The organism is Enterococcus mundtii (genome assembly GCF_013394305.1).
Classification (GTDB): domain Bacteria; phylum Bacillota; class Bacilli; order Lactobacillales; family Enterococcaceae; genus Enterococcus_B; species Enterococcus_B pernyi.
In genome coordinates, this window is record NZ_AP019810.1 from 2759954 (window position 1) to 2774108 (window position 14155).

A 14155-nucleotide genomic window follows, 5' to 3' on the forward strand; every position below is an offset into this window, starting at 1 on the left:
ATGACTTGCATGTTTTTCTCGTCTAGCTTATAATAATTTTAATCTAGAACGGTTGATTAGATATCTTAATTATAATCATTATAAATTGTTGGGGTTGAGAAAATGGGCATGAATACAATGTCAGTAATGAAAAAAACAAAACAACAGCTACATGAATCTGGGTTTAAACTGACCCCACAACGAGAAGCAACCTTGCTCGTCCTCTTAGAGAACGAAAAAGAACACTTGTCAGCAGAAGAAGTTTTCTTTCTAGTCAAAAAGAAAAACTCAGAGATCGGTTTGGCCACCGTTTATCGGACGTTGGAGATTCTAACGGATCTAAAAGTCATCGACAAAGTTAGCTTCAATGATGGTGTGGCTCGGTATGATCTGCGAAAAGAAGGAGCCAAACATTTTCATCATCATCTCCTGTGCTTAGATTGTGGAACGATCGAGGAAGTCGAAGAAGATCTGCTAAGTGAAGTTGAACAAGTGATCGAACAGCGTTACCACTTTTTTGTCAAAGATCATCGTTTGACCTTTCATGGTATCTGCCAAGAATGCTATAATAAGAAAAAAGAAAGAAAGACCGTCTGAATTGATAGACGGCTTTTTCTTTGAAGTGTCTACTGAAAAATAGACTACCGAAACCAAAGGCTATCTGATATGATAAAGAAGCATGAGGTGAGAAGGATGGAAGAAGAAATCAATGAATATCTTCGCTATTTAAGTATCGAGCGTGGATTATCGTTCAATACTCGAAAAAGTTATGAACGAGACTTGAATCAATACTTGCACTATCTAAAAGAACACGAGATAACCTCTTGGCAAACAATTGATCGATTTGTCGTCATCCAATATTTAGAAACGTTGCATGCGGAAAATAAGGCTTCTGCAACGATTACACGTATGATTACAAGTTTAAGAAAATTCCATCAATTTTTGCGACAAGAACGGTATACAGAACAAGATCCAATGCAACACATCGAGACACCGAAGAAAGCCCAAAAGTTGCCAAGTACATTGTCTTTAAAGGAAGTAGAACGGCTGATCGAAACACCTGATACATCGAAAAGTTTAGGGATCAGAGATCGCGCTATTTTAGAAGTCATGTATGCAACAGGGATGCGTGTGAGTGAGTTAGTCGGACTGAAGTTAGGCGATTTGCACTTGTCTTTAGGGCTGGTTCAAACCTTAGGTAAAGGAGATAAAGAACGAATCATTCCTTTAGGCGATTATGCGATCCAATGGTTAGAACGTTATTTGGATGAGGTTCGTCCTTTACTAGTCAAAAATCCATCTGAAAACCACGTTTTTTTGAATCATCATGGTTCAAGTCTCTCTCGACAAGGAATATGGAAAAATTTAAAACAACTTGTTCGAGAAGCAGGGATCTACAAAGACGTGACCCCTCATACATTGAGGCATAGTTTTGCGACACATTTACTAGAGAATGGGGCGGATTTACGTACCGTTCAAGAACTATTAGGTCATGCAGATATTTCAACGACACAGATCTATACACATATCACGAAAAAAAGAATGACAGATGTCTACAAGCAGCATTTCCCAAGGGCTTAGTTTATAGGATGGTGAGAAAATGTTAACACATTATCGAAAAGAAAACCGAAAAATCGCGATGGGACTATTGAGCTTTCATAAAAAGTTAAATGCAGAATCAAGTTTACTAAAAGAGATCGATACCTATGAATCTGCTGAGGATTATGAACTTTTTTTCTATACGCCAGAAGATTCTACAAATATCCAAGGAATCATTGGTGTGCATTGGAATGATAAAGATCAGATGACGATTCACGATATTTCGTTGAATCCTTCCTACCGGGGGAGAATATCGGGTTTCAAATGTTGAATGAATTGCAAGCAAAATACCCCGATGTGTTGATCCATCCAACGGATATCACAGAAGCTTATTTAAGTAGATGGATCAATGAAAATAAGGAAGAGTGAATGATGTGTCAGAAATCAATATCAAATTAGATGTCTTTGAAGGTCCATTAGATTTACTCCTTCATCTGATCCAAGATATGTCGATCGATATTTACGATATCCCGATCGCCACTATCACGGAACAATACATGAACTATATCCATACGATGAAGACGCTTGAGTTAGCTGTGGCAGGAGAGTACCTTGTCATGGCAGCAACACTGATGGCAATCAAAAGTAAGACATTATTGCCTATCCATGAAGTAAGCAATGACGAAGAAGAATTTTGGGAAGAAGATCCGCGTGACGAATTAGTCAATCAGCTGTTAGAATACCGCAAATTCAAGTATGCAGCAGAGAAGCTTACTGAAAAGGCAGAAGAACGTAGTTTGTATTTCACAAAAGAACCTTCTGCAATCGATGAGTTATTGGGGCAAGAAAAACCATTGAAGCGTGGACAAGTGAAAAAAATCGATTTATTTCAAGCCATGCAGAAAATTTTAGAACGAAAGAAATTTGCTCAAAAAGTAGAAAAAACGATCGCACCTGATGATGCGACAATCGAAGAACGAATGACATTTATCCAACAGCGCATCGTCTCTCAAAAAAATGGCTGTTTGTTCGAATCTTTTTTTGAAACGCCTTCTAGAAACGAAGTCGTCACAACATTTTTGGCGATCCTCGAATTGATGAAAAATGGACAGATCGTGGCTCAGCAAGAAAAAAATTATGAATCAATCATGCTTTATCCAGCAGTAGGAGATACACAACATGACGAAATTAAGTGAACTTGAAGCAATCTTATTTATAGTAGGAGAAGAAGGAACGACAATCGAAGAATTGAGTGCCTTACTGACCTATACACGAGAAGAAACGACTGCTTTAGTGGCAGAGTTGGCAGCTAGTTATGAAGCGAATGACAACACAGCGTTACATCTTTTTGAAACAGAAAAACAACTCGTGCTGACTACCAAAAAGGAGTTAGCGCCGATCGTCAAAAGATACGCGCAAGGGACATCGAATACCTTGTCACAAGCGGCAGTCGAAACACTAGCAATCATTGCATATAAACAACCGATCACTAGAAGTGAGGTCGAGTTGATTCGTGGTGTTCAAGTTTCTGGCGCGATTCAACGCTTGACTGCACACCAACTGATCGAAGAAAAAGGGCGAGTCGATGGACCAGGTCGCCCGATCCTTTACGGGACCACAAGTCATTTTTTAGATTATTTTGGTCTGAGATCGCTAAATGAGTTACCCGATATTCAAGATATCGAACGTTCACTGGAAGAAGACGCACCCCTTGATTTATTTTTTGATGGCGTGCATGAAGGAGAAAACATATAATGGAAAGATTACAAAAAGTAATTGCTCACGCAGGAATTACCTCTCGCCGTAAAGCCGAGGAATATATTTTGGCTGGTCGAGTAAAAGTAAATGGTCAAGTCGTCAAAGAACTTGGCGTAAAAGTTGGCAAACACGATACAGTGGAAGTCGACCAAGTGCCGATCTATCAAGAAGAATATGGCTATTATTTACTTTATAAGCCAAAAGGGGTCATTTCTGCTGTAGCAGATGACAAGGGCCGGAAAGTAGTGACAGACCTATTACCAATGGTCAAAGAGCGTATCTATCCAGTTGGACGACTAGATTATGATACTTCTGGCATACTTTTATTGACGAATGATGGTGATTTTGCGCAACGATTGACGCATCCCAAGCATGAAGTTGATAAAGTATATGTTGCCAAAGTCAAAGGAATCGCCACTAAGTCAGCGCTGAACCCATTGACAAAAGGAATCAAAATTGAAGGAAAGAAAACGTCACCTGCAAAGTATGCCATTTTATCTGTTGATCCTCATACGAATCATAGTATCGTAGAATTAACGATCCATGAAGGCCGTAACCACCAAGTAAAAAACATGCTACAAGCCGTCGGGTTACCTGTGCAAAAATTAAAACGAGAAAAATATGGCGAATTGACCTTGCAAGGTTTACGTCCTGGTGAGTATCGTGAGCTGAATAAAAAAGAAATCAGTCAGTTATTGAATCAATCAAAATAAATAACTTACTTTTTGTAAGGCTAAATACCTTGCTTTTTTGTTATGAAATAAGTATAATAAAATGGTAAACAAAAATTAGATATGGTTCGTCTTCAGGGGCAGGGTGAAATTCCCGACCGGTGGTTATAGTCCACGACCTACTTTTGCGAGTAGCTGAATCGGTGAAATTCCGATACCGACAGTAAAGTCTGGATAAAGAAGATAGAGCTTATTTGGCATACGTATGTACAAATGACTCTAACTCTATTTTCCCCTGCGAAAATAGAGTTTTTTTGTTTGTGTTTACGTGGTTGAATAGTTCGCTGAAGAGGAATCCCAACAGGAGGATTTCAACATGAAGAACACCCGAGTACAAAAAATGGTTGCGGTCGCATTATTTGCTGCAATCGGATTGGTTTTGCAATTTTTCTCATTTCCAATCATGCCAACATTTAGTTTTTTGAAAATCGATTTTAGTGATATCCCAGTTTTGATCAGCATGTTTTTATTTGGCCCGTTAGCGGGGATCGTTACCGCGTTTTTACGTTCGATCTTACATTTGATCATGACCGGTTTTAGTCCGGAGAATCTAGTTGGCGACGTCGCTAGTTTCTTTTCAACAGCGGTCTTTACTTTACCGATTTTCTACATCTTCAAAAGAAACAAATACCAAAAAGGAAAAAATCAAATTTTAGGCGTGATCAGTGGAACACTTGCACTCACCATTTTCATGAGTATTGCGAACTATTTTGTAATCACACCTCTTTATTTAACATTTTTAGGCCTAAACGCAACCCAAATGTTAGGTATGCCACTGGCAAATTACATTTTGATCGGTATTGTACCTTTTAACTTGATCAAAGGATTTATCGTTAGTGTGGCATTCCTTGTCTTACACGCCAAACTACTGCCTTGGTTGAGCAGAAAACAACACCAGTTAGAAAAACGGCATAGCGTTGTAAAATAAAAGTAAATGACTCTTTTAAAAAAAAAGACTAGGATAGCATATAATACAAAGAATACAAGTAAACTTGAAAGTAGGAATTCCTACTTTCAAGTTTTTTTTATGAAAAAGAGCATTTTCAGTTATTTATATAGAGACTAGATAGGTTATATGGGAGGGGAACAAATGACCAATCATAGGTATTCGCATAGCTAACACTTATTTTTTTAAAGTTTTTCTTAATATTTTGTTATGAAAAAAAATTCAATAACCGACATTGTGTAAGCGTTTTATAAACCGTGTCTGAGTATTTTTTGCCTTTTTGTATAAAAATGTATTTTATACGTTTTGATGTGAAATTATTCTCCTTTTGTTTGTTAGATGGACCTGATATAATAGACGACGGAAACGCTACAATTAGTATGAATAAAGCATTTCAATTAAATAATCAAAGGAGGGACAATAAACGAGGGTTTTGAATAAAATTTATCGAATCTACTAGTTATTATTTTTGTTCTTATCATCTTTTTGATAAAATACCGATGTGTCAAAGATTTTTGAAACAAGAAAGGAAGAAGAAAATGGAACAAACAACGAAGAAGAAATTTCAAATGCCTTCAGCGTACTCGGTCTTATTCATTATTATTGCCATTATCGCTGTACTTACATGGTTCATCCCAGCAGGACACTACAGTGTGGATGAAGCCGGTAATATCATTGCAGGGTCTTACGAAAGAGTCCAACAAAATCCACAAGGACTTTGGGATATCTTTATGGCTCCAGTCAACGGGATGTTGGGTGTACCAGCGGGTGAGTTAACGAAAGAAACACCTGCGGCAATTCCAATTTCCTTCTTTATCTTAATTGTTGGTGGTTTCTTAGGAATCATCAATAAAACTGGCGCATTAGATGCTGGGATCGCAACTGTTGTGAAACGCTTCAAAGGAAAAGAAAAAATGTTGATCCCTGTATTGATGCTTTTATTCGCTTTAGGTGGTTCAACTTATGGAATGGCGGAAGAAACGATTCCATTTTACGCATTATTGATTCCTGTTATGATGGCCGTCGGTTTTGATACTGTCACAGCAGTAGCCATCGTGTTGGTCGGATCTCAAGTGGGTTGTTTGGCATCAACAGTTAACCCATTTGCGACAGGAGTTGCATCACAAGCTGTTGGTATTTCAATGGGTGAAGGAATCGGGTTACGTTTCTTTATGTTCGTTGTCTTACTAGCAATCTCTATTATTTATGTGTATCGCTATGCGTCGAAGATCGAAAAAGATCCAACCAAATCTTTAGTATATAATCAGCGCGAAGAAGACATGAAACACTTTGATATCGAAGCAATCAATCGTCAAGAAATGATCACGAAGAAACAAAAACATGTCAATGTATTGTTCTTCCTTACTTTTGGTATCATGATCATTAGTTTGATTCCATGGACAACATTGAATGAAAACTTCACTATTTTTGAGTCATTGACAAATTGGTTAACTGGCCTACCTGTAATTGGAACTGTTTTAGGTAAAAACATGTTGCCTCTAGGTGATTGGTATTTCCCTGAAATCACAATGTTATTCTTAGTAATGTCAATCGTTGTGGCAATCACTTTTGGTATGAAAGAATCTGATTTTGTCAAAGAATTCTTAGCAGGTGCTTCAGACTTGATTGGTGTAGCAATCGTTGTTGCTGTTGCTCGTGGGATCCAAGTAGTGATGAACAACGGTTTGATCACAGATACGATCTTACATTGGGGAGAACAAGGATTAAGCTCATTATCATCAAGTGTCTTCTTGATCCTTACATTTATCTTCTATATCCCTATGTCATTCTTGATTCCATCAACTTCTGGCTTAGCAGCTGCTACAATGGGCATCATGGGACCAATGGGAGAATTTGCTGGTGTCGGTAAAGATCTAGTAATCACTGCTTACCAATCAGCATCTGGATTAGTGAACTTGATCACGCCAACTTCTGCTATCGTAATGGGTGCAATCGCCATTGCTCGCTTTGATATTTCCGTTTGGTGGAAATTCACTGGGAAGTTGATTGCCATCTTATTTGTTGCTATCTGTGTGATCTTAGGTGTAGCAGCAATGTTCTAATTCTAGACAAATGACAGCCAAAGTTCTATGATAAATGAAGAAACAATATCTATTGACTGAATAAAGAGACATGAATCCTTTATTCACCAAGTACGATGTATCACTTGTATGTAAGAGATCGTCGGTAGAAACAAGACCTTTGAAAAAACGAGTTACTCTGTTGATGAAATGGTGACTGAAGAATCCAGCGCCAAGAAATAAGCGACAAAACCCGAAACTTGGATTTTGGGTTTTGTCGCTTATTTCCGAAGGCGTTGGCTTTTTCACAGAAAATTTCGTGAATAGTGTCCTATTGCACTCGAGCAGATGTACATGTGGATCAAAGTAGTATTTTCTGCCGTCATCTTTTTTTTAAAATAATGAGGAGGCAAAGTTGATGAAACAATTTGTAACAGAACAACATCATGAACAAGCATTAGAATCATTAAGTGAGTTGATTAGAATTCCTTCTGTGTTGGATGAATCTGATTCTGGAGAGGGACATCCTTTTGGGAAAAAAGTTGTAGAAGCTTTAGATAAAGTGTTAGAAATCAGTGAAGGATTAGGTTTCAAAACATTTAAAGATCCCGAAGGCTACTATGGTTATGCAGAAGTAGGCTCAGGAGACGAGTTATTTGGTATCTTATGCCATATAGACGTTGTCCCTGGAGGCGATGAAAAAAACTGGGAATCTAAACCTTTTGAGCCAACGATCAAAGATGGCTGGTTAGTTGGCCGTGGCTCCCAAGACGATAAAGGACCTTCGATTGCTGCAATGTACGCAGTGAAAGCATTGATGGATGCAGGGGTAGAATTTAATACGCGCATTCGTTTCATCTTCGGAACGGACGAAGAAAATCTTTGGCGTTGTTTAGATAAATACAATGAAAAAGAAGAAGGAATCACACAAGGCTTTGCGCCAGATGCAGAGTTTCCTTTGATCTATGCAGAAAAAGGTTTGCTACAAGCTTACTTGACCGGTCCTGGCACAAATGAATTCTCTGTAAATGCTGGTGGGGCACTAAACGTAGTGCCGGATTCAGCACCTTATTCAGGTGAAAAATTGGCAGAAGTGAAAGCAGCGTTAACGAAACACAACTTCGATTTTGAAGATCAAGGTGACTCGATCACAGTGCTAGGAAAAAGTATCCATGCAAAGGATGCCGCAGAAGGTGTCAATGCGATTTCTCGTTTAGCGATCGCTTTGTCTGAAGTTTTTGATTTTGCGCCAATCAAGTTTTTAGGAGAATTAGTCCAAGAAAATGCGACTGGTGAAAAAGTAGTCGGAAAGACTGTTGACGAACAATCTGGTGAGTTGACGATGAACTTCGCTAGTTTAGAAATCACACCTGAGCAAACAAAAATCGGGGTGGACATGCGTATCCCTGTCACCTTCAAAAAAGATGAACTTGTCGAAAAACTGACAGAAAAAATCAAAGCATACGATTTATCATATGAAGAATTTGATTTCTTGGATTCATTATACGTTCCTTTGGAGAGTGAATTGATCCAAAACTTATTAGCAACGTACCGTGATATCACAGGGGATATGACTGAGCCATTTGTTTCTGGTGGAGCAACCTTTGCTCGTACGATGAACCAATGTGTCGCTTTCGGTGCAATGTTCCCTGATACACCAGACTTCATGCACCAAGCCAATGAACGATGGGAATTAAGCAGTATGTACAAAGCGATGGAAATCTACGCAGAAGCGGTTTATCGCTTGTGTGGGAAGTAAACCAATAGTTAGTTAAGAAACGAATAAGAGTCATAAAAGTAACCACCCCTATTTTGAGGAACTTTGTCAAAATAGGGGTGGTTTTTCATTGTCAGTTGTTCCTCCTTACAAAGATATCCAATAATAACATCTTACATAAAATCATTTGCAATTTTACCGTATTTTATTTAGTGTATAAGAGTATCAAATGAAAGATGACGGAAGGTGATGTTTTTGAAAATATTCAAAAGAGTCCTGATAGGATTAGTGCTCGTACTGGGATTAGGTGCTATTGGAGGTTATTTTTATTGGCAACAAAGTGTGTACGAACCATCGACTCAAGCAGAGCAATCATTTAAGCAAGGAATAGATAAAGAGGATTATTTATTATTCGAATCGCAAAAATCGGCGAAACATCCAATGGTGATTTTTTATCCTGGTGCGCTCGTCGAACCAGAAAGTTATAGTATATGGGCAGAGCAACTAGCAGAAAATGGCTATACGGTAGCCATTGCTAAAATGCCTTTTGAACTGGCGATCCTGAGTGGCAACAAAGCAGACAAAATCAGAGAGGATTTCAAAGATCAAGATTTTGTGATTGGAGGACATTCTTTAGGTGGGGTGATGGCAAGTCGTTATGCTAATGCAAATCTGGATGATGAACGATTAAAAGGTATTTATTTCATGGCAAGTTATCCGGATGAAAAGGGGACATTGGCAAAAACTGATTTACCGGTCATCAGTATCACCGGAAGTGAAGATGAAGTCATGAACCAAGAAGCAGCTGATGAAGCAAAAGCTTATTTACCTGAACAAACAGAATTTGTTTCCATCGCTGGAGGGAACCATGGCGGATTTGGTAGTTATGGTCATCAAAAAGGTGATGGTGAAGCAACAATCAGTAATGAAGACCAACAAACAGCAATCGTCACGACCATGATGAATTGGCTGAATCAAATCAAGTAAGAGCGTCACTTTTCGGACCGGCGAAAAGAAATGATCCGTTTATAATTGAAAATTTCACAAGCTGATCGGCGGATACAGACGTCTCAAAGGAAGCTCCTAGAAAAATAAGGCGTCATCCACAAAAAAATTTAAGAATCATTTTCGTGGATGACGCCTTATCACTTGAGGGGAATACGATTACCTCATCTATTTTTGTAACATAGAAAAACAAGTAGATCATCGGACAGTCCTGCTAAAAGTTAGTTGTAAGAGAGCGGTCAATTTTCTTTTTCCAATAAGATTGCTCGAACCGGACATTTTTGATAAGCTTTGGTTACGTTGGCTTCTTCTAAAGGCTGAACGAATTGTTGATGTGCTTCTGGTTCTTGTGCAAATAAGACGATTCCTTCTTCATCATAATCAAAGATATCAGGCGCCTCGATTTGACATAGACCACATGCGATACAACGTTCAGGAACTAATTTACATAATAATGACATATTCACCATCCTAACGTAAGGGGATTACTATGACTGAGTTTATTTTATCTTTATTTTCTTCAAGTGACAAGTTACGAGCAAGCTCACTCTATCAATTATTAAGTGGCAAGCGTACATCCTCGGTACTACTTTTTGGCTTTTTTCAGCGATTATTAGTTGTTCATGGTTGTTTTCCTTCACTTGAACAAGCAACGTTTGATACGCAGATCCAACAGATGATAGATGAGGGATTATTAAAGTGGGAAGACCGAGAGTTGCAACTGACGAAAAAAAGGGAAATGCGAAGAAAAAATAAATCCCTCCTTGGACTACACTATGATAAGTATGGACGTACAGCTACTGTTAGTTGGCGTTTGCTGAAATTCTATGTACAAGTCGTCTCTCACTTATCCGCCAATGAAACAGCTTATTTACCAGTAGAGACGGGTCCTTTTTATGCTTACCAAGTTAAGAGATGGTTGAAAGAAGCAACGTGTACCAAAACGGAGCTGGTTGCTCAAGTATCAAAGGAACTTTCTACTATTTTTACTCTGATGCCAGACGAACAAGCGAACTTCTTAGCGAACCAATTTTCTGGTAAAAAGCAAACAGGCTTACTCGCGTACCAACTGACTACCCTTGAAGATGGCACAGCTCAGCAATTATTCCAAGATCAGTGTATCCATCGCTTATTAGCGATTATCGAACAGCATTCAGATTTCTTATTATACGATTTGCTTGCACCGTTGCTTAGACAAAATTATAATCAAAGCATGTTGACGACGAGAGCATTGATTTTATCTGGGGATTCGGTGGAGCAAGTGATGGTGAAACGAGGACTGAAGAAAGGCACGATCAATGACCATTTGATTGAGTGGGCCATCTTTTTTGATGATTTTCCTTTTGAACGCCTGATCCACTCCGAGACAAGAAGATCTTTAGCTTCGTTGGATCGACCACTTCTTACGCTCAGATATAAAGATCTTGAAGGACAAACGATCGATTACGGAGAATTTCGTTTGGCACAAATCGAGGCATTTAAAGGAGGGGATAAAAATGGATTTGCTTGATCCATTGAAACAGTACTTTGGTTTTACCTCTTTTCGCCAAGGACAGGAAGAGATCATTTCCACCTTATTGAATCAGAAAGATGTTTTAGCGATCCTGCCAACTGGTAATGGCAAAAGTTTATGTTATCAGTTGACTGGCTATTTGCAAGATGGGATGGTATTGATCGTTTCTCCGTTACTCTCTTTGATGGAAGATCAAGTAGGGCAATTGCAAAAACGAGGGGAGAAAAGGGTGGTTGCCTATAATAGCTTACTCACTAGAAGTGAGAAACAGTATGTGTTAGCTCATTTATCCGAATATAAATTTGTCTTTGTCAGTCCCGAGATGTTGCAGCAACCGGAAGTGCTTCATGCCCTGAAGCAACAAAAAATCTCGTTGTACGTAGTCGATGAAGCTCATTGCGTGTCACAGTGGGGCATTGATTTTCGACCTGAGTATCAATCTCTCGGAAGAGTCGCAAAAGAATTAGGATCACCAACTACTTTAGCTTTGACGGCAACAGCCACGCGACCGGTACAAGAAGAGATCGAACACATTCTCTTTCGCACACAACCTGCCCTCGTCAAACATTCAGTTAATCGAGAAAACATCTCATTATTTGTCTTTCATACAGATGAAAAAGACCAGCAATTACGTCAGTTGATGGCACAAGCAGACGGAGCAATGATCATTTATTGCGCGACTAAAAAAGAAGTCGAACGTCTTTATCAACTGCTTCGCAAAGACTATGCTGTGGGGTATTATCATGGAGGGCTAGATGCCTCACAACGCCGCCAACTTCAACAACAATTCAGTCAAAATCAACTGCAATTTTTGATTGCGACGAATGCATTTGGTATGGGAATCGATAAAGCAGACATTCGGTATGTCATCCATTACGATCTACCAGATAGCCTGGAAAATTATATGCAAGAAATTGGTCGAGCAGGCAGAGATCAACAACCAAGTAGCGCTATCTTACTTTATCAACCAGGGGACGAAGGGATCCATTACTTTTTCCAACAATTATCTAAAGAACAACGTCAGATTTTCGAAGAACATCTGTCAACTGGGCAAACAGAGGCGCCCCAGTTCGATGAGATCCAGCAAAAATGGCTGATGCTGGTAAATGAAATGCAAAGTCCTGATACATGGCTTCTGCAATTAAAAAAACAAGAACAAGTGAAAATCAAGCAACTACAGCAGATGCTTGCTTATATCCATACAACATCATGTAGACGAGAACGTCTGATGGATTATTTCGGTGAAACCCTCAAAGAAAAACCTGAAAAATGTTGTGATCGAGATGGTGCGTCCTTATTTCTTTCTGAAACTGGACATACTAGTCCAACCGTAGAAGCAACAGACTGGCAAACCATTTTACTAAATTTATTTTAAAAAAATGGTGCGAGGTATTTTTTTCGTACAATCAAGATTATCCTATGGTATAATAACTAGGAAAGAATTTAGGAGGTCAATAAGGTGAGTAGAAAAGATAGACATCAATCATCAGAAAATAACGAAACACAAGAACCATGGGAGCAACCAATTTACGATACAGAGGATGAAGCATCTTCAAGAAGTACGCAAAGACAGCAAAAGAAAGGGAACACCCTGTTCTTATCGCTATTTTTGATTTTATTAGTTTTATGTATTGCCATTCCGGCAGGAGCTTACTTCTGGATCAGAAACGGATCAAGTAATAGTGCGACCGCTGCATCTTCTTCCTCTACGACTTCATCGATCGTAGAAAGTTCAACTGTAGAATCAACTGTAGAATCGACGGCAGTTTCTAGTGAACCAACTTCTGATACACAATCAGTTGCTGGAGAAACAACACCCACGAGTGCTGTGACACCAGAAACAACACCATCTTCAACAGTAACAGAGCCAGAACAAACAACACCAAGCAGTGTGGCTCCACAAGAAACAACACCTACTTCAACACCAGAGGCAGGCACAGGTGTTTCAGGCTCAACCACAGTCGTTCAAGCGGGTGAAGGTCCTAGACAAGTAGCAGAACGCGCAGGCATTACAGTCGACCAATTGTTCCAATTGAACGGAATCGATCCAAACAACTACATGTTATATCCAGGACAAGAACTTAGAGTCCAATAAATGGAGTTAAAAAGATAATACTGAAGAGTTGTTTTTCCTCAGAGTATCTTCATAAAATGTAATTAAATAAGGAGCAGTGGCTTGAGCCACAGCCCCTTTTTTTTGAGAAAAGGGAGTTTATGAAAAATGACACGAATTAGTATCGCAATTGACGGTCCTGCCTCTTCAGGCAAAAGTACGGTAGCTAAAATCATCGCAAATGAATTGAACTATATTTATACAGATACGGGCGCGATGTATCGTGCAGTCACTTACTTGGCAATCAAACATCACATTGCTTTTTCAGATGAAACAGAGTTAGTCGATTTGATCAACAAACACCCGATTTCATTTGAGCAAATGGCGGATGGACAACATGTCTTTGTAGCTGGGCAAGACGTTACTTCAGATATTCGACAACCAGACGTTACACGAGCGGTCTCTGAAGTAGCTGCGCATTCAGAAGTACGCGAAGCTCTTGTTGCGATCCAGAAAAAAATCGGTGAAGATGGTGGTGTCGTCATGGATGGTCGAGATATCGGTACCGCTGTTTTACCAAAAGCCGAAGTGAAGATTTTCTTGGTAGCCAGCGTATCTGAACGGGCACAAAGACGACACAAAGAAAACCTTGAAAAAAATATTCCAACAGACTTAGAAGAATTGACAAAAGAAATACAAGCACGTGATGAATATGACTCTACTAGAAAAGTTTCACCCCTGAAGCAAGCAGAAGATGCGATACGGATCGATACAACCGGTAAAACGATTCAAGAAGTTGTCCAAGCGATCAAAGAAGTGATTCAACAAAAAGGATATTTTCTTGACTAAATAGAAAAAAAGCGAAGAATCCGACCATTTTAATGGAAAACAAA

14 protein-coding genes, 1 pseudogene and 1 riboswitch are annotated in these 14155 nt (G+C 39.1%); of the genes and pseudogenes, 14 read left to right on the forward strand and 1 reads right to left on the reverse strand.

The features are described 5' to 3' along the window. Nucleotides 1-102 precede the first annotated feature (102 nt). The 10 genes and pseudogenes from fur to HZ311_RS13310 all read left to right on the forward strand — a co-directional run bounded on the left by fur (nt 103) and on the right by HZ311_RS13310 (nt 9678). Nucleotides 103-576, forward strand: a complete 474-nt coding sequence (gene fur / locus HZ311_RS13265; RefSeq protein WP_023519469.1) for a ferric iron uptake transcriptional regulator — start codon at nt 103-105, stop codon at nt 574-576. Between the two features lie 96 nt (nt 577-672). Next, nucleotides 673-1560, forward strand: a complete 888-nt coding sequence (gene xerD, locus HZ311_RS13270; protein ID WP_023519470.1) for a site-specific tyrosine recombinase XerD — start codon at nt 673-675, stop codon at nt 1558-1560. A gap of 19 nt (nt 1561-1579) precedes the next feature. Next, nucleotides 1580-1947: pseudogene (locus HZ311_RS13275) on the forward strand (GNAT family N-acetyltransferase). Next, the gene (locus tag HZ311_RS13280) at nt 1944-2714 is read left to right on the forward strand and encodes a segregation/condensation protein A (protein WP_175401328.1); all 771 of its coding nucleotides are present in this window, start codon (nt 1944-1946) and stop codon (nt 2712-2714) included. The pseudogene HZ311_RS13275 and the gene HZ311_RS13280 overlap by 4 nt, the downstream one beginning before the upstream one ends. Beyond that, nucleotides 2698-3273 carry an SMC-Scp complex subunit ScpB gene (gene scpB / locus HZ311_RS13285; RefSeq protein WP_010735780.1) on the forward strand — a complete coding sequence of 192 codons (576 nt, stop codon included), beginning with the start codon at nt 2698-2700 and terminating at the stop codon, nt 3271-3273. The genes HZ311_RS13280 and scpB overlap by 17 nt, the downstream gene beginning before the upstream one ends. Then, entirely contained in the window at nt 3273-3989 is a 717-nt protein-coding gene (locus tag HZ311_RS13290; RefSeq protein ID WP_010735779.1) for a pseudouridine synthase, read from the forward strand. The genes scpB and HZ311_RS13290 overlap by 1 nt, the downstream gene beginning before the upstream one ends. Before the next feature lie 84 nt (nt 3990-4073). Further along, nucleotides 4074-4196: riboswitch (FMN riboswitch) on the forward strand. A 127-nt stretch (nt 4197-4323) separates the two neighbouring features. Further along, nucleotides 4324-4935, forward strand: a complete 612-nt coding sequence (locus tag HZ311_RS13295) for an ECF transporter S component (protein ID WP_019723230.1) — start codon at nt 4324-4326, stop codon at nt 4933-4935. Between the two features lie 557 nt (nt 4936-5492). Then, a complete protein-coding gene (locus tag HZ311_RS13300) occupies nt 5493-7016 on the forward strand; it encodes a YfcC family protein (protein WP_010735777.1) in 1524 nt (507 codons plus the stop codon). Between the two features lie 376 nt (nt 7017-7392). Next, entirely contained in the window at nt 7393-8733 is a 1341-nt protein-coding gene (locus HZ311_RS13305) for a M20 family metallopeptidase (protein WP_178946747.1), read from the forward strand. A 213-nt stretch (nt 8734-8946) separates the two neighbouring features. Next, nucleotides 8947-9678 (forward strand): alpha/beta hydrolase, encoded by a 732-nt coding sequence (locus HZ311_RS13310; protein ID WP_023519472.1) that lies wholly within the window; start codon nt 8947-8949, stop codon nt 9676-9678. A 257-nt stretch (nt 9679-9935) separates the two neighbouring features. Here HZ311_RS13310 and HZ311_RS13315 read toward each other — a convergent pair whose 3' ends face one another. Then, nucleotides 9936-10157 (reverse strand): ferredoxin, encoded by a 222-nt coding sequence (locus HZ311_RS13315; RefSeq protein ID WP_010735774.1) that lies wholly within the window; start codon nt 10155-10157, stop codon nt 9936-9938. A 29-nt stretch (nt 10158-10186) separates the two neighbouring features. Here HZ311_RS13315 and HZ311_RS13320 point away from each other — a divergent pair, with 29 nt between their 5' ends. From HZ311_RS13320 to cmk, 4 genes are all read left to right on the forward strand, one after another. After that, on the forward strand, nt 10187-11206 hold the full coding sequence (locus HZ311_RS13320) for a helix-turn-helix domain-containing protein (protein ID WP_137072171.1): 1020 nt from the start codon (nt 10187-10189) through the stop codon (nt 11204-11206). Then, on the forward strand, nt 11193-12584 hold the full coding sequence (locus tag HZ311_RS13325; RefSeq protein ID WP_023519474.1) for a RecQ family ATP-dependent DNA helicase: 1392 nt from the start codon (nt 11193-11195) through the stop codon (nt 12582-12584). The genes HZ311_RS13320 and HZ311_RS13325 overlap by 14 nt, the downstream gene beginning before the upstream one ends. A gap of 84 nt (nt 12585-12668) precedes the next feature. Beyond that, on the forward strand, nt 12669-13304 hold the full coding sequence (locus HZ311_RS13330) for an SAG1386/EF1546 family surface-associated protein (protein ID WP_178946748.1): 636 nt from the start codon (nt 12669-12671) through the stop codon (nt 13302-13304). Between the two features lie 126 nt (nt 13305-13430). After that, nucleotides 13431-14111, forward strand: coding sequence for a (d)CMP kinase (gene cmk, locus HZ311_RS13335; RefSeq protein ID WP_137072174.1), 681 nt, complete (start codon nt 13431-13433; stop codon nt 14109-14111). Nucleotides 14112-14155 lie beyond the last annotated feature (44 nt).

Bases quoted from the DNA above. Each gene is read 5' to 3' on its own strand.
- fur (WP_023519469.1), top strand. From the start codon at position 103: ATGGGCATGAATACAATGTCAGTAATGAAAAAAACAAAACAACAGCTA.
- xerD (WP_023519470.1), top strand. From the start codon at position 673: ATGGAAGAAGAAATCAATGAATATCTTCGCTATTTAAGTATCGAGCGT.
- scpB (WP_010735780.1), top strand. From the start codon at position 2,698: ATGACGAAATTAAGTGAACTTGAAGCAATCTTATTTATAGTAGGAGAA.
- HZ311_RS13290 (WP_010735779.1), top strand. From the start codon at position 3,273: ATGGAAAGATTACAAAAAGTAATTGCTCACGCAGGAATTACCTCTCGC.
- HZ311_RS13295 (WP_019723230.1), top strand. From the start codon at position 4,324: ATGAAGAACACCCGAGTACAAAAAATGGTTGCGGTCGCATTATTTGCT.
- HZ311_RS13300 (WP_010735777.1), top strand. From the start codon at position 5,493: ATGGAACAAACAACGAAGAAGAAATTTCAAATGCCTTCAGCGTACTCG.
- HZ311_RS13305 (WP_178946747.1), top strand. From the start codon at position 7,393: ATGAAACAATTTGTAACAGAACAACATCATGAACAAGCATTAGAATCA.
- HZ311_RS13315 (WP_010735774.1), bottom strand. From the start codon at position 10,157: ATGTCATTATTATGTAAATTAGTTCCTGAACGTTGTATCGCATGTGGT.
- HZ311_RS13320 (WP_137072171.1), top strand. From the start codon at position 10,187: ATGACTGAGTTTATTTTATCTTTATTTTCTTCAAGTGACAAGTTACGA.
- HZ311_RS13325 (WP_023519474.1), top strand. From the start codon at position 11,193: ATGGATTTGCTTGATCCATTGAAACAGTACTTTGGTTTTACCTCTTTT.
- cmk (WP_137072174.1), top strand. From the start codon at position 13,431: ATGACACGAATTAGTATCGCAATTGACGGTCCTGCCTCTTCAGGCAAA.